15 protein-coding genes are annotated in these 14,825 nt (G+C 42.8%); 3 read left to right on the top strand and 12 right to left on the bottom strand.

Features of this window, described 5'->3' with window-relative positions; genetic code table 11:
* Positions 1 to 7 precede the first annotated feature (7 nt).
* From LOZ80_RS08445 to LOZ80_RS39140, 4 genes are read right to left on the bottom strand one after another with little or no spacing between them, the layout of a single operon-like run.
* Positions 8 to 1,555: a DUF3502 domain-containing protein gene (locus tag LOZ80_RS08445; RefSeq protein ID WP_238171012.1), complete on the bottom strand. Its 1,548-nt coding sequence runs from the start codon at positions 1,553 to 1,555 to the stop codon at positions 8 to 10.
* Positions 1,556 to 1,600: 45 nt separating this feature from the next.
* Positions 1,601 to 2,491 carry a carbohydrate ABC transporter permease gene (locus LOZ80_RS08440; RefSeq protein ID WP_238171011.1) on the bottom strand — a complete coding sequence of 297 codons (891 nt, stop codon included), beginning with the start codon at positions 2,489 to 2,491 and terminating at the stop codon, positions 1,601 to 1,603.
* Between the two features lie 14 nt (positions 2,492 to 2,505).
* Positions 2,506 to 3,429, bottom strand: coding sequence for an ABC transporter permease (locus LOZ80_RS08435; protein WP_238171010.1), 924 nt, complete (start codon positions 3,427 to 3,429; stop codon positions 2,506 to 2,508).
* Positions 3,430 to 3,489: 60 nt separating this feature from the next.
* Positions 3,490 to 3,624 (bottom strand): hypothetical protein, encoded by a 135-nt coding sequence (locus LOZ80_RS39140; protein WP_283214744.1) that lies wholly within the window; start codon positions 3,622 to 3,624, stop codon positions 3,490 to 3,492.
* Positions 3,625 to 3,717: 93 nt separating this feature from the next.
* Between LOZ80_RS39140 and LOZ80_RS08430 the strand changes: the two genes are divergently transcribed.
* Both LOZ80_RS08430 and LOZ80_RS08425 read left to right on the top strand, forming a co-directional pair.
* Positions 3,718 to 4,488: a sugar phosphate isomerase/epimerase family protein gene (locus LOZ80_RS08430; protein ID WP_238171009.1), complete on the top strand. Its 771-nt coding sequence runs from the start codon at positions 3,718 to 3,720 to the stop codon at positions 4,486 to 4,488.
* 135 nt (positions 4,489 to 4,623) lie between these two features.
* On the top strand, positions 4,624 to 5,442 hold the full coding sequence (locus tag LOZ80_RS08425; protein WP_238171008.1) for an AraC family transcriptional regulator: 819 nt from the start codon (positions 4,624 to 4,626) through the stop codon (positions 5,440 to 5,442).
* Between the two features lie 165 nt (positions 5,443 to 5,607).
* Here the strand turns inward: LOZ80_RS08425 and LOZ80_RS08420 are convergent, their stop codons facing one another.
* On the bottom strand, positions 5,608 to 5,943 hold the full coding sequence (locus LOZ80_RS08420; RefSeq protein ID WP_238171007.1) for a hypothetical protein: 336 nt from the start codon (positions 5,941 to 5,943) through the stop codon (positions 5,608 to 5,610).
* A gap of 347 nt (positions 5,944 to 6,290) precedes the next feature.
* Here LOZ80_RS08420 and LOZ80_RS08415 point away from each other — a divergent pair, with 347 nt between their 5' ends.
* Positions 6,291 to 6,734 (top strand): OsmC family protein, encoded by a 444-nt coding sequence (locus LOZ80_RS08415; protein WP_238172932.1) that lies wholly within the window; start codon positions 6,291 to 6,293, stop codon positions 6,732 to 6,734.
* A gap of 1,465 nt (positions 6,735 to 8,199) precedes the next feature.
* Here LOZ80_RS08415 and LOZ80_RS08410 read toward each other — a convergent pair.
* From LOZ80_RS08410 to LOZ80_RS08380, 7 genes are all read right to left on the bottom strand, one after another.
* The gene (locus LOZ80_RS08410) at positions 8,200 to 8,772 is read right to left on the bottom strand and encodes a GNAT family N-acetyltransferase (protein ID WP_238171006.1); all 573 of its coding nucleotides are present in this window, start codon (positions 8,770 to 8,772) and stop codon (positions 8,200 to 8,202) included.
* A gap of 15 nt (positions 8,773 to 8,787) precedes the next feature.
* Entirely contained in the window at positions 8,788 to 9,969 is a 1,182-nt protein-coding gene (locus LOZ80_RS08405; RefSeq protein WP_238171005.1) for an MFS transporter, read from the bottom strand.
* 86 nt (positions 9,970 to 10,055) lie between these two features.
* A complete protein-coding gene (locus tag LOZ80_RS08400; protein ID WP_238171004.1) occupies positions 10,056 to 10,655 on the bottom strand; it encodes a TetR/AcrR family transcriptional regulator in 600 nt (199 codons plus the stop codon).
* A 200-nt stretch (positions 10,656 to 10,855) separates the two neighbouring features.
* Positions 10,856 to 11,482, bottom strand: a complete 627-nt coding sequence (locus tag LOZ80_RS08395; RefSeq protein WP_238171003.1) for an acyl-CoA-like ligand-binding transcription factor — start codon at positions 11,480 to 11,482, stop codon at positions 10,856 to 10,858.
* A gap of 40 nt (positions 11,483 to 11,522) precedes the next feature.
* Positions 11,523 to 13,037: an MDR family MFS transporter gene (locus tag LOZ80_RS08390; RefSeq protein WP_238171002.1), complete on the bottom strand. Its 1,515-nt coding sequence runs from the start codon at positions 13,035 to 13,037 to the stop codon at positions 11,523 to 11,525.
* A 418-nt stretch (positions 13,038 to 13,455) separates the two neighbouring features.
* Positions 13,456 to 13,917, bottom strand: a complete 462-nt coding sequence (gene speD / locus LOZ80_RS08385; protein WP_238172931.1) for an adenosylmethionine decarboxylase — start codon at positions 13,915 to 13,917, stop codon at positions 13,456 to 13,458.
* Positions 13,918 to 13,920: 3 nt separating this feature from the next.
* Positions 13,921 to 14,811 (bottom strand): carbon-nitrogen hydrolase family protein, encoded by an 891-nt coding sequence (locus LOZ80_RS08380; RefSeq protein ID WP_238171001.1) that lies wholly within the window; start codon positions 14,809 to 14,811, stop codon positions 13,921 to 13,923.
* Between the last annotated feature and the right edge of the window lie 14 nt (positions 14,812 to 14,825).

Raw genomic sequence — 14,825 nt, 5'->3', positions numbered from 1 at the left:
CCTCCTACTATTTATGATTCTTCAAATATTCATCCATCTGCGCTTTAGTGGCATCCACATATTTCTCCACGCCGGCTTCTTTCAGCTTTTGTTTATACGTCTCAACTGCTTTGTCTACGTCATCCACAAACCCCATAAAGAGCGGTGTACCATATTGGGTGTAAAGGTTCGCTATATTGGCTGCAACGTCGCTGATATCTTTGGTATTAAGTACAAAATCTACGAGTGGATTCGCTTTATACCGCTTCTTCTCATCGTTAATCAAATCTGCATAGTTCGGCATCGTAACTGCAGGGGTTTTGATAAATTTATCGTTGGATACGCCCCATATTCCACCTTGGAAGCTTGGGCCAGGATAGCTTATTTTACCTTCAGTATTAAGCGTATAGTGCTTGCCTTCAACACCATACTTACTCAGCACATTGTACTTTTCATTATTTCTTAATAAATCTAGAACCATAAGGGCTCTTTCAGCATTCTTGGATTTGGCCCCGATCACCATAGAGTTATTAGAATAGGAATACGCATCTACACTCCCCTTGAAGAAGGCCGGAAATACTCTTACATCCCAATCTGGATGTTCTTTTGCAAAGTCAAAATAGTTTGCATTCGCACCATCAACAGTGCCCGCGAATGAAACAGCACTCTTTCCATTCTTAAATGAATCACCTATGCTAACAGGATTTGCCAATGTGTTTTTTGCCCAGAAGCCTTTTTCTTTCCAATCTTTCATTGTTTTAAGGAATTGAACAACTTCAGGCATGTCAAGAGCATAATTGAGTTTAAGAGAGCTGTCTGTCTTTCTAATCTGAATCGGACTTGTTGAATTTGCTGCCCCTGGCGCCGTGATATCATTACTTCCATAAAAGACGGCCGGAAGCATCCAGCTATCATTTTTGCCCAAATTGAAAGGGATGATGTTAGGCTCATTTTTCTTCACAGCATCCAGGAATACGCCTAAGTCATCCAACGACTTGATGTCAGGAACATTGTACTTTTTCATTAAGTCGCCTCTGACAAGCAATAAGTTGTAATAGTAATTGGTTATAGGTGCTGGCAATCCGAACATTTTCCCATCTACGTAACCAGAGCTTAATTTCGCCTTTTCTTCATTGGCAGTCATTGGTGCATATGTTTTCAACATTTCAGATGTTATTTCTTTAAACGCTCCTTTTCTGGCATTATCCGCATAATTCAACCAACTGGCGGAGTACGCTAAATCAAAATCTTCACCGGAGGTTAACATCAGTTTGTAAGCATCGGTTGTCAGTAGAGAAATTTTTACAGTCGTATTAATGTCCTGCTTCAGCATCTTATTCAGCTCATCTTCCAATATCTGAATATCATCTGATTTAGGGTTTGTCAGATACATCGTCAGATTAACCGCCTTTGAAGTATCTGGCTTCCCAGCAGCAGGAGCTGGCGTGGCGCTTGCCTTATTACTTGATGTGCTCTCCACTCCTTTATTGTCCGTTTTTGTACATCCCGTAATAAGCGACACCATAAGAAGTGAAACGGCTAAACCTTGAACAGCTTTGGATATCTTTCTTCTCATTTCTGTAACCCTCCTGTTTCATATATTGATAAGCGGTTTCCCGGGTTATCCTTTCACAGCTCCAACCGTCATTCCCTTAATGAAATACTTTTGTAAAAACGGATACAATACGATGATCGGACCAATTGTAACCATGGTCATCGCCATTTTGAATGTTTCCGAAGGCATATTGCCAACAGATATCCCCGTTTGTGAAGCTACCTGTTGGGCAAATTGCATATCATTAAACACCTTGTAAAGTTGGTATTGTAAGGGGATCAATTCGTCTTTGCTAATAAACAGCATCGCCGGATACCAATCATTCCAATAGGTAATAGCTAAAAACAAACCAATCGTAGCCAAAGCGGGAACAGACATAGGTAGATAAAGTTTGCGATATATCGTAAAATCACCTGCGCCGTCGATTTTCGCGGATTCACCTATACTCTCCGGTATGGCCGTAAAGAAGGTGCGCATAATGATAATGTTAAAGACAGAGAGCAGATTGGGAAGAAGAAGCGCCAAGTAATTATTTTTCATACCTAGGTTGATCATAATGATGTACCACGGAACAATGCCTCCGCTAAACAATGTCGTGAAGAAGAAGTAAAAGGCAAATTTATTCCTATACCTGAAATCCTTTCTATGGAGAACAAAAGATGTCATTGTAGTTAAGAACAAACCTAATGCCGTGCCTAGCACAACAAGCGAAATCGTAACACCATAAGCGCCAAATATGACTTTGGGACTTTTAAAGATCAACGCGTAGGCATCCAGTGAAACTGACTTGGGTATCAGCCTGTAACCATCCTGAAAAAGTGAGGATTCCTCTGTAAATGACCCTGATAAAGTAAGGAGAAAAGGAATAAGACATACTATCGTGAAGATAATTACAACACTGTATCCAATCATATTAAATGTGAGCATATCTCTTCTTGCTGAATGATTAACTTTCATTGCTGGCCTCCCACCTAGAATAATGCATAATCGGAATTCACTTTTTTCGCTAAATAATTGAATGTAAGGATGACTACAAAACCAATTGCATTCTGATATAAGCCTATAGCCGATGGCAGTCCCATATCATTGGCCGAGATTAAAGCTCTAAATACAAACGTATCAATCACATCCGTTGCATTGAACAGCACCCCGTTATTTCCTACTAATTGATAGAACATATCCAGATTCCCTCTGAGAATGTGTCCAATCTGCAATAATACCATAATCATGATGGTAACTTTCAATAAAGGAAATGTAATATGATAGATCTTCTGATAGATGCTAGCACCATCCAAATCTGCCGCCTCGTATAATTCAGGGTTTATTCCGGTTATCACCGCAAGGTAAATGATGCTGCCATAGCCAACAGTCTTCCAAAGATAGAAACCGACAATGATGTATTTCCATAAAGCTGGAGTGCCATACACATCTACGGGTTGAAGATGAAGCCCTTTCATTAAGGTGTTCAAACTACCAAACTCATAGTTCAACATACTATAGACAAAAGCTCCGACAACAACCCAGGAAATAAAGAAAGGTAAAAACATCGCCGCATGCGTAATCTTTTTGAAATACTTCCCCTTGATCTCTGAGAATATGATGGCAATCCCTATCGAACATACGACCCCTGTGACTATAAAGGCTAAATTGTAAAGTATCGTATTTTTGGTGAGCAGCCAGGCTTGCCCGGATTGGAAGAAAAAACTGAAATTCTTAAACCCTATCCATGGACTAAACAAGATGCCCTTGTCATATTGAAAGTGTTTAAAAGCTACGATGGCTCCAGTCATTGGTAGATAATTAAAGATGAAGAAATAGATGACAGCTGGCGCTATCATGAGAAACATCGTTCTATTTTTCTTTAATTCAAAAAGTAATCTAGTTGCTTTTTGCATATACACATCCTCTTTCATGGCAATGTTCTATTGATATACACATCGTACAATAGAAGGTATTTATAATAAATGATGCAGGATTATGATAATCAGCGGAAAACTATCCTTTTGCCACCTTGCCAAGGCATCAACCTGCCGTATTGCTCCAGCCTGACTTAGAGGAGCAAATCTGAAAAATTCAATCATTTTGTTCATGTTTCAATGACATCCTTCATTTCAAGTTGAGACCGTTCTTTTTATAATGAATCAGAAATGAACTATTTTTGTTAATTTGGGAGGTACTATTGAATGAGAAAAATGGGAATTGGTCTGCAATTATACACACTTCGAGATGAAATGGCTCAAGACGCCGCGTCGGTTTTGCAAAAGGTAGCCGAAATGGGTTATGAAGGTGTCGAGTTTGCTGGATATTACGATTTTAGCCCTGAACAGTTAAAGACGCTGCTTACCGACTTGTCGCTGAAAGCTATCAGCAGTCATGTAAACATGGAACGTCTACAGAACCATTTGGAAGAAGAAATTGCAATGAATGTTGCCATCGGCAGCAGTTATGTCGTCTGTCCCGGAATAAATCAAGCTCAGCGGCACGCTTTGCCCGAAACAATTGCTTTTTTTAACGAATGCAGCAGCCAATTCGCTAGCAAAGGCATCGCATTCGGCTTTCATAATCACTATGTTGAATTCACCGAAAATTATGGGGATCAACCATGGTTCGACGCTTTTTTGGGCAGTACTTCCCCAGATGCAATGAAAAGCGAGCTCGATGTTTGTTGGGTACATCACGCAGGCTGCGATCCCATTACATACCTTGACAAATACGCCGGGCGAGTACCTTTGATTCATTTGAAGGATATACGCAAGTTCGAAGATGGCACTTATCAAACGTTGGAGTTAGGACGGGGCGAGATGAATTTACCAGCCATCATTGCGAAAGCAGAAGCCGCGGGAACGGAATGGCTCATCATTGAACAAGACGATTGTGAACTACCTGCGTTAGAAAGTGTAAAGATAAGTATAGAATGGCTGCGTCGAAATGTTAGCTTTGCAGAAGTCAATTAATACAAATAGGATCGCCCTGTTCGAGGGCGGTCCTATTTATTTCAGGAAATATTTGCATACATGTGTCTAGAAAATTTGTATAATTAGCTAATAGAAAACATGAACGATTTACTCAAGACTAAGGTGGGATCTAATGTGCTTCATGAACGCGAGGATAAATTGCAAGCTGAAGCGCTTTATGCAGGGATGGCACATCATAAAAAGCGGTTTCGAAATCCGCATGAGTTTCTAAGCACTTATATCATCCGGCTGCAGACAAGCGGTTACTGTGAAGCACTTATCGATAACGAATTTGTCGTGATTGCGCCTGGAGACCTGCTTATGTTTCGTCCAGGCGAAAAGTACGAGCTCATCATGAAAGACACTAGCATCGACTACTATGTGATTTGCAAGGGAACATGGATCGACCAATGGTGGGCACATTTCTCCCCTCCACAAAAGACGACCATCCCCCTCGACGACGATCTCCTGAAGCAGTGGAACCAGTTGGCGAAGGAAACGTTGCGGGTGAATGACACCAGTGCAGAGCTAACGGATTATATCCTGCGCGTCCTTTGTTTATCCTTACAGCGATTGCATGAAATTGCCGGTATGGGACAAACATCAAGCCCATCCTACATTGCCTATCGCATCAAAAATTTCATCGATCAGCATGCAACAGAAGATCTCAAATTGGAACAAATTGCCAAACATGCGGGAATTAGCATTTCCAGAGCTGTCTATTTGTTTAAAACGAATTTCGGTCAATCCATCATGAGTTATGCCATTGAAGTCCGCCTTGCGATCGCATGTGAGCGTATTCGTTTCAGCGTAATGTCGCTGGAGTATATCGCTAAAGCGAGTGGCTTTAATAGCTATACCTACTTCTATAGACAATTTCGCATGCACTATGGGGTATCCCCCCGACAGTATAAAGAAGAACAGCAGAAACGCTTGAAGCTTCCGGTGGAGTAGTAGGGAGATCCTTATACGTTCCTGGATAAGTCATCGCGAATGTATAGTGCCCCAATCTGTAAAATAACTCAAAAATACCCACCGCACACTTAATCCTCAATTGTTGGATTACAAGGTGACAAATACATATTTTCTTTTTGAGTAACTATTCCTCTAGCTATTCTTTCATTCTTGCAAATTTGATACATCACACTTAGTAAATATTCGCTCAAAATCACCTTGTATTATCAAGCTATGGATCACTTCTTCTATACGATCACGACTACATTGATCCACGAGTATCATGTCGCTTCCCCAAAAGTACTTTCCATGTAAGCATTCCCCCGTTTGTTGGTTTTTTTCAGCTAGCGTTTTAATATTATTGTAGGTAAAAAATGAGGCAACCCAACTTGAACCATCTTGTAGAGTTACTATTACATCAGTATTATCATCATGTATGTTCCATTCTCCTTCAGCCCATTGTTCAGCTTCTATCCAGATGGAATGCTTATTATCATTCACTTAAATTCCTCCTTTATTTTTACTTTGCTTGTATTGGCAATTATTAAATTAGAAGAGTATTGTTTGCAAGATGTTCTCCATATTCCTTATAAAAACGTGCTTCAATCTGGAGTCGCGATTTCTTTATATTCAAAGTAATCGGCAATTCCAAGATCACAATGCAAAAAACATGCTCTCAATTGTAAGTATCCATTTAGCAGAGCAAACTGGGAAAATAAATCTCTTTTTATATTTAAGGGGTACATCCATTATTTAGCTCTCTAGCTCTCAAAATAATTCCTATTAACTTAATAGGAATTATGTGGTATCATTATTTTGAATGTATACATAACAAAGGAGTGAGTACAATCGCTATTACAACATTTAAAGCAACAGCACATCTGCAAGAAGGTGTTGTTGTCAAAGTTAGCTCCAGAAATTTTGAATTTACGATTGATGAACCTAAAAGTTTAGGTGGAACCGATACTGGTATGAATCCAGTTGAAGCGCTGCTTGGTTCGTTAGGCGCATGTCAATCCATTGTAGCCAGAGTATATGCCAAGAAGTTTGATATCAATCTTGAAGACTTCCGAGTAGAAGTCGAAGGTGATTTGGACTTGGACGGATTCTTTAAAAAGTCAGATGTTCGACCTGGTTATTCTGACATTCGCTACACTTTTTATATCAAAACAGACGCTTCCAAAGAACGGGTTGAAGAATTTGTTAAGTTTTTAGAAGAAACTTGCCCGGTTGGCGATACGATAGCAAACTTGGTCAATCTAAAGTTAAAAGATATTGTCATTGAAAACTAAGATTTATACTAGCACCCTGTCGGGTGTTTTTTATTTGCAACTAGCCTGTCTGCGGCCAGGGTTTCTAACCTTTGTGGGCCAGTAGATGAATAAGCAAGGTCGACGCCTCCAGCTGCCTTATTTCTATTTCGACCCCGTACAACAACACCTATTCGCAGCCTAAAAAGAGGCACAAAATTAAGAAAACTTAGCCTGCAGGTTAAGTCACACAGTCAATGAACCTTGAGGAAAACCAAGTTCCCTAACGAACTCAATACCCTTTATCCAGCCAAAATCGCTCATTCTGAAAATCTAATGAACTACAGGTGCTCTATCTCAAGAAAATGATCACCATTCTGCCAATAAAGTGCCGGGAAGCGCCAACTCAGTTCATTAAATTTTCAAAGCAGCCATTTTCTCGTCTATAAGCATCCTACAGTTCATTAGCTGCCCTTTAAGACCGAAAGCCTCAAAAGCAAAGAGCCAGTGGTAAACACCAATATGAAAAACCCGAGCCTGCGGCTAAGTCACACAGTCAATGAACCTTGGGGAAACCAAGCTCCCTAACGAACTCAATACCCTCTATCCAGCCAAAATCGCTAATTCTGAAAATCTAATGAACTCCAGATGCTCTATTTCAAGAAAATGATCACCATTCTGCCAATAAAGTGCCGGGTAGCGCCAACTCCGTTCATTAAATTTTCAAAGTAGCCATTTTCTCGTCTATAAGCATCCTACAGTTCATTAGCTGCCCTTTAAGACCGAAAGCCTCAAAAGCAAAGAGCCAGTGGTAAACACCAATATGAAAAACCCGAGCCTGCGGCTAAGTCACACAGTCAATGAACCTTGGGGAAACCAAGCTCCCTAACGAACTCAATACCCTCTATCCAGCCAAAATCGCTAATTCTGAAAATCTAATGAACTCCAGATGCTCTATTTCAAGAAAATGATCACCATTCTGCCAATAAAGTGCCGGGTAGCGCCAACTCCGTTCATTAAATTTTCAAAGTAGCCATTTTCTCGTCTATAAGCATCCTACAGTTCATTAGCTGCCCTTTAAGACCGAAAGCCTCAAAAGCAAAGAGCCAGTGGTAAACACCAATATGAAAAACCCGAGCCTGCGGCTAAGTCACACAGTCAATGAACCTTGAGGAAAACCAAGCTCCCTAACGAACTCAATACCCTTTATCCAGCCAAAATCGCTCATTCTGAAAATCTAATAAACTCCAGCTGCTCTATTTCAAGAAAATGATCACCATTCTGCCAATAAAGTGCCGGGTAGCGCCAACTCCGTTCATTAAATCTCCAAAGTAGCCATTTTCTCGTCTATAAGCATCCTACAGTTCATTAGCTGCCCTTTAAGACCGAAAGGCCTCGAAAGCAAAGAGAACCAGTGGTGAAGCCAATAATTAAAAGGAAAAGCTTCGCTCATCCAAAAAAAATAGGGTAAGCTCATCGCTTACCCCAAGTCCAAACTTCGTACTCACTACTGCGCCGTCTCCAACTCCAACCCTTTAACCATTCGATTAAATAAATGCCCGCTAACCGTTACAATGCCATCTTCTTTATACCCCATCTTAACGTACAAAGCCTTCGCGGCTTTATTCTCCAGATCCACAAGCAGCATAATTTTATCATGGCCAAGCTCTGCAGCTTGCTGTTCGAACAATCGCAGCAGCTTGGTTCCAATCCCTCTGCCTTGGTAATCCGCATGAACGGCGATAGAGTCCAAATAATACTCATCCTCGCGTGCTTCGCGCTCAATGCTCACCGTTGTGCTGCCAATCGCAGCTAGGCGATTAAGAAATGGACGATCCAGTTCCGCCGCTCGACTGCCATGGTAGGCTAGCATAAAGGCGATGACGCGATTGTCTTCTTCGAGCACCAACACGTTTTCGAAACTGATGCGGTTGCCTTTTTCCTGGAAAAATCCCTCCAGCACCTGACAAGCTGTCCCAACATCCTGGGTTCCCGCCAACGTGTGGGCAATATCGCCTATCGCCGTGTACATTAAGCTAATTACTGCAGCAGCATCTTCTTTTTTTGCCTGACGTATCATGATTTTCCCTCCTTTTTAAGCAACTACTCTTCTTCTCGCCTTTACGGATAAAACGTAACATAAGATGAGGACGATGGAAGCAGAAATATAGGGATAATTAATATCAATATCGAATAAAAAGCCTGCAACTATAGGTCCAACGATATTTCCGAGACTTGTATAAGCCGAGTTAAGGCCTGCAACATATCCTTGCTGATCAGGAGCTACTTTGGACATTTGAGTACTAATTGCCGGACGTAAGACATCCATTGCCAAAAACACAATAAAAGTAACCACAACAACCAACCAATATTTGTTTACAAATAAAGTTAACAGAACGAATATACCTGAAATGATTAAACTATAAGAGATTACTTTCTTCTCTCCAAAACGGTTCAAAAGCCATCCGAATAGGGTCGCTTGCACGACAGCACCGGCAATGGATCCGAATGTGATAATGTAAGCTATGTCTTTCGGTGTAAAACCAAATTTGTGGTCAACGAACAAACCAAAGATAGTCTCGTAGTTCGCCAAACCGAAAGAAGAAACAAACACGATAATCAAACTTAAAAAGTAAGGCTCTCGGTATGAATACCGCAGTTGAAGAAACAGGTTTGGTTTATCCACAGCCTTAGAGACTTGACGCTTTTCTACAGGTAATGATTCTGGCAGAATCATTGCGGTGATTACCGCTGCTAAACCGCCTGCGACTGCCGCCGCATAGAAGGGAAACCGAATTCCGTATTCCGCTAAAAACCCTCCGATACCTGGCCCAATAATAAATCCCGTTGTTATCGCTGCGGTAATGTATCCCATACCTCTGGCTCTTTCTTCATTGGAGGTAACATCTGCAGTATAGGCCATGATGGCAGGCATGATGAGTGCAGCACCAATTCCCCCCAGAAATCTAGCAGCAAAGAGCAAATAAGTCGAACTAACAGCTCCGAATAGCCACTCCGAGAGTGCAAAAATGACCATCCCAGAAACAATTATCTTTTTGCGTCCCCAAGTATCAGACAATCTTCCGGCCAAAGGTGAAAACAATAATTGTGTGAGTGAAAAAGCCGCGACAAGCATCCCTACTGTACTTCCGCTTATATGAAGTTCCGTCATGTACTTAGGCATAATCGGAACTACGAGTCCTATCCCTGTGAAGACTAGAAAAATATTGAATATGAGGAGCAATAGCGCGCCCCTGTTTCTTAGTAGTATGTTCATAATAATTCTCCTGGATGTATTTGTAATCTGCGTAAAAATGTATACTGAATGTTCATTCTGTAAAATAACAAAAAAAAGCTAATGATTCAACTGCGGTTTTCTGTAATCCCATTCAGGAAAACTTGAATCGCTAAATGATATAAGGCGAGCGCATCCTTCTGGCTTAATTTTTGAGACATCTGGCTGAGGCCCATGGTTAAACTTTCAAAAATAACGGAAAGCCCTTTTACGTTGCTTTGCTTGAATTCCCCGCTATCAATCCCTTGTTGTATCAGCGTTTCATAGAATTTAAGATGTCCATTCACCAGTTCGGTTATTCGTTCTTCAACATCACTGGCTTTCTCCTCGTTATTAAAAAATTCATTGGCAGCTTTGGTCAAAGGATGGTTTAGATCTTCAAGAACCATTTGCTCTGCAATTCCGAACATTTTCTCTGTCGTTGTAGGGTAAAGCGACTCTTTTTGTTTCCATTGGGCTTCCCATTCCCGGTCCCATTCCTCAATTAAATAGAGAAACAGCCCTTCCTTGCTTTTGAAATGATAATAAATATTCCCCTTGCTGCTGCCTGTTGCACCCACAATATCCTCAATCGAAGTTGCCTTATAACCTTTTTGAACAAACAGGCTCCTGGCAGCGTCCGCAACTCTTTTCTTGGTACTCTCGCTTTGCAGTTGCTTTTTGTTCATACGCTCGCACTCCGATTCAATGGATAATAGATTAACTAATTTCAATAATACTGAACGTTCATTCAGTATACTAGCACAAATAGCAGCTTTATTCAAGCCGCGCCATTCATCAAGACCGAGTGACATCAACTGCAAAGAGTCGAAACTCACCAGCAGTAGGGTGATTTCCGACTCTTTTGTTTCTGATTATGAGCTTTTGGCTACTGATTAGAAGTCAGTTTTGAAAGTGGGAGTCCTAATTCCAAATTGGATAGCGCTTCATCAATTGAATCAACATAGCTAGCCTCTGGATGACTGGCACAATAAAGCTGAACAGCCATCATTGCACCAGTCACCGAACCGGCAAACGTAAGTATTTCAAGATCATCTACGGTGCGATGAAGACGATCTGCCACAAGTTTGGCAATCAACAGTAAGGATTCGTTCGTCTGAATTAATGAAGCAGCACGCAGCTCTGGAACAGATGATATTAATTTCGTTCGCTCGTGCAAGGCTTCTTTTCTATCCTGATCAACGGACTCAAATACGGCCTTCAAGGACACCCGCAGCGCTTGAATGGGATTCAAGTCGAGAGGTTGTTTCTGGAATTCATGAATAATCATTGGATCAAACTCATCCTCGATAACCAGTGCTTCTTTGGTCGAGAAGTAGCGGAACAATGTACTTAGGGAAATCTCGCTTGCTTCTGCAATCTGTTCGATCGTCGTTGCATGATAACCTTGTTCGTGGAACAAACGCAGTGCTTGCTGCTGCAGCATCGATCGGGTTTTCTGTTTTTTCTTTTCGCGAAGCCCGATCTTCACTGGTTCCGCTTGTTCAGAGAGCATGAATCTATCACCTCAACTGTCATTATAACAGGTTCGATTCTTATGTTTCCAGCCCCACCGCTTCTTCTTGGGGGGACGAGATTGCAATCACTTCTCTTTTCAAAAAGAAACAGATGCAGATAACGACTATGGCAATGATGCAACTGACCCAGAAGAGATTCTGGAAAGCCTCCGAGAAAACGGATTTAATCTGTTCGATCATTTTCCAGTCAAGGCCAAACGGAATACTTCCCTGCGCGGCATCACCGATGATTGCAGCGCTGTTCGCTGGCAATGTTAAGACGAGCTTGTCAATGCCAGATTTAACGTGGGAAGCGAGCAAGCTGCCGAAAACACTGACCCCAATCGTCATCCCGAACGACTGAAATAACGTGATCGATGTAAGTGCGACACCGCTGTTCTCCTTCTCTACTGACTCTTGCACAATCAGATTATTATTAAGTAGAAAACCGTAACCGAGCCCAAGAAGAATAAAGAAGCCCAGGATTTCCATAATAGGTGTGTTCATATCAAGACTGGTCAGCAAGAAAAGAGCAAGTACAGTAAGCACCATCGATACGATGAAAATGGTTCTATAAGCTACTTTAGTCATTAATCGACCGGTTACCAGGCTCGAGACAATGACTCCGGCCATTAATGGCAAAGTAAGGTATCCGGATGCAATCGGCGAGAGGCCGAGCACGTTCTGAGCGAAGAACGGGAACGAAGCGAAGGAACCCATAATCGCTATCACCAGCGTAAATACCAGAAGCGATAGTACGACGAACGTTCGATTCTTGAAGAGATGCAGCGGCAGAATCGGTTCTTTCGCCTTATGCTCGGCGAATACGAACAAGCCGATCAAGATGACGCCGAGCGCCCACAAGCCAACGATCGGAGGCGAACCCCAAGCGAGTCCCTCGGTCTCGTGGAGAACTGGCGTTAGGAGCAGGGAAACGATCGCTCCAACGAGTAGAATCGCGCCTGCCCAGTCGATGCTCGATTTCATGTTGCCTCTGGATTCGGTCAACCCGATAGAAAGCAGGATAGCCGCAACGATGCCGACCGGGATATTGACCCAGAAAATCCAATGCCAAGAAATATGCTGCGTGAAGTATCCCCCGAGCAATGGTCCTAGGAGCTGCGGAACAAACATGACTGCACCGAAAATCCCTTGAGTTTTGGCGCGCTGCTCAACGGTAAACGTATCGCCGAAAATAACCATAGCCAGCGGCAGCAGCCCCCCAGCTCCGATCCCTTGAATGCCGCGCCCCAAAAGTAATGTCGGCATCGAGCTTGCGAATCCGCTTATGATCGATCCCCCTATGAATAAGCTCATGCTCAGAATATAAATTCGCTTACGTCCAAACAAATCCGCCAACTTTCCCAGAATCGGCATGAAAGCTGTCATCGTGAGCATGTAGATCCCAGCCACCCAGCCATACAACGACAATCCGTTCAAATCACGAATAATACTGGGCAGAGCCGTGCTAACGACGGTTTCATCAAGCTCAGCGAAAATAATTCCGATAATTAGGCCAGTTACAATTAGAACTTTGTTGTTTTTTCGTTTCAAAGTAGATGCCTCCTTTTGTTGTTCAACTTCAATAATGAAAGTTTATACCTTATGACAGTTACTGTCAAATTATATTTAATGTCACTTTTCATAAGTGCAAACTGCTCCGTTTGCTGCTGTCCGGCGGATTCCCGGAACTTCCCTACGCTCAGGCGCCAATGAAGCGGATTGTAGATGCCTTATTCGGTCCAAATTCAGACAAATTGCTAGTTTGAGGGAACTTAGATCACTTATTCCGCGGTGTTTCCGCCTCCAATCAGGCGATCTCCTAACATATAACGAACACGATCCGCAACAGCCTCATTTATGTGCATATCCCCCAATATAACGGATCAACGTTCCGCTTCATTCAGCAGACGCACAAAAAACGCCAACAGCATCCTTCGCTGTTAGCGTTCCGTTTTCACCATAAATGACACTACATCCGAAATTTCGCAGCATCCGAAGCGTCTGCAGCAGCATCGGAGGGATCTGCCTCATGCGCAGTATCCACTTCATCTGCCTCATTCGAAATACGAACATGCAGCGCTCCCATACCTCTTGATAGGCTAGCTTGTGAAGTTGAATCTGGTTGTAAAAAGTCGAGCATCGCTTGAATAGCTACTTGGGGATCGACCGTTTCTCCGCACGTATAGCAATCCAGTGCTGCGAAGCCTTTTTCCGGATACGTGTGGATTGACATGTGACTCTCGGATAAGAGAAGCAACACCGTGGCGCCTTGCGGCTCGAATTGTTTGGATTGGACCGAAAGAATCGTGGCTCCGCTCGCTTCTGCCGCTTGGACCATTTGTTTGCACAGGAGGTCAGCCGCATTTAAGTGATCAAAATGTACTCCCCAAGCATCCACAGCAACATGACGTCCATACGTTGAATATTCCATCATTCAGCACTCCTCTATTCGCATTTTACGCAATTCTCTGTTGTACACTCGTCGACGGTCATAAAAGGGCGCAACCACACCTTGCTTGTGATTGGCATGAAGTTTAGCGAAATCCAGCTCAGCGAACACGAACATATCTCGGTTCACCTCGCCTGCCTGGATTATGCCATCTGCTGAAAAAGGCACGTCGCATGGCGTAAATATGCCAGCCTGACAATATCCTTGATCCACCTGCGGACGCTCATCCGGCAATGAGCCCACCATCCCGCTTAGCACGACATAGTATTGATTCTCGATCGCTCTGGCCTGACAGCAATACCGGACACGGTGATAGCCGAAAGCACTATCTGTGTAAGAAGGGCACAATACCAATTGCACACCGCTCTCCCCAGCCAATCGGGCAAGTTCAGGAAATTCAATATCATAACAAGTCAGAATCGCCCAACGTCCCCACTGCGTTTCAATGATATTCAGCTTGTCACCTGCTGCAAGCGGCCAGCGGTTTCTCTCTTCGGGCGTTAAATGGAGCTTATTCTGCTCCTCGATGCGGCCATCCGGGAAAAAAAGGCTGGCTTTGTTTACGAAGCCTTTGTCCTCTTGGCAAATATGGGTTCCCCCAAGGATGACAACATTCAGTTCACGGCTGTAACGCTGAAAAAAGGCGATATATTCACTTGTGTAAGCATTTAGATGCCGACATGCCTCTTCATGTGTCATTACGGGCTGATGGCTAAGCAAATGCGCGGTCACATATTCAGGGAAAATAATGAGATTTGCGCCTTTTGCCACCGTCTCGCGCAATTTCATTCCTAGTCGGGACCAGAAGTCAGCGTCAGACTGGACATCTGCGAGGCCATATTGTGCGGTAGCTACTTTAAGGGTTTGCATATACATGAGCTAAAGCTCCT

The organism is Paenibacillus sp. HWE-109 (genome assembly GCF_022163125.1).
In the GTDB taxonomy this organism is placed as follows: domain Bacteria; phylum Bacillota; class Bacilli; order Paenibacillales; family NBRC-103111; genus Paenibacillus_E.
The sequence above is the reverse complement of the archived record's forward strand: the minus strand, read 5'-3'. Positions and strand labels throughout refer to the sequence as shown.

Coding starts and splice junctions, on each gene's coding strand:
- speD (WP_238172931.1), bottom strand. CDS start 13,917: ATGGAATATTCAACGTATGGACGTCATGTTGCTGTGGATGCTTGGGGA.
- LOZ80_RS08400 (WP_238171004.1), bottom strand. CDS start 10,655: ATGAACAAAAAGCAACTGCAAAGCGAGAGTACCAAGAAAAGAGTTGCG.
- LOZ80_RS08405 (WP_238171005.1), bottom strand. CDS start 9,969: ATGAACATACTACTAAGAAACAGGGGCGCGCTATTGCTCCTCATATTC.
- LOZ80_RS08435 (WP_238171010.1), bottom strand. CDS start 3,429: ATGCAAAAAGCAACTAGATTACTTTTTGAATTAAAGAAAAATAGAACG.
- LOZ80_RS39140 (WP_283214744.1), bottom strand. CDS start 3,624: ATGAACAAAATGATTGAATTTTTCAGATTTGCTCCTCTAAGTCAGGCT.
- LOZ80_RS08395 (WP_238171003.1), bottom strand. CDS start 11,482: ATGCTCTCTGAACAAGCGGAACCAGTGAAGATCGGGCTTCGCGAAAAG.
- LOZ80_RS08430 (WP_238171009.1), top strand. CDS start 3,718: ATGAGAAAAATGGGAATTGGTCTGCAATTATACACACTTCGAGATGAA.
- LOZ80_RS08380 (WP_238171001.1), bottom strand. CDS start 14,811: ATGTATATGCAAACCCTTAAAGTAGCTACCGCACAATATGGCCTCGCA.
- LOZ80_RS08445 (WP_238171012.1), bottom strand. CDS start 1,555: ATGAGAAGAAAGATATCCAAAGCTGTTCAAGGTTTAGCCGTTTCACTT.
- LOZ80_RS08410 (WP_238171006.1), bottom strand. CDS start 8,772: ATGATACGTCAGGCAAAAAAAGAAGATGCTGCTGCAGTAATTAGCTTA.
- LOZ80_RS08440 (WP_238171011.1), bottom strand. CDS start 2,491: ATGAAAGTTAATCATTCAGCAAGAAGAGATATGCTCACATTTAATATG.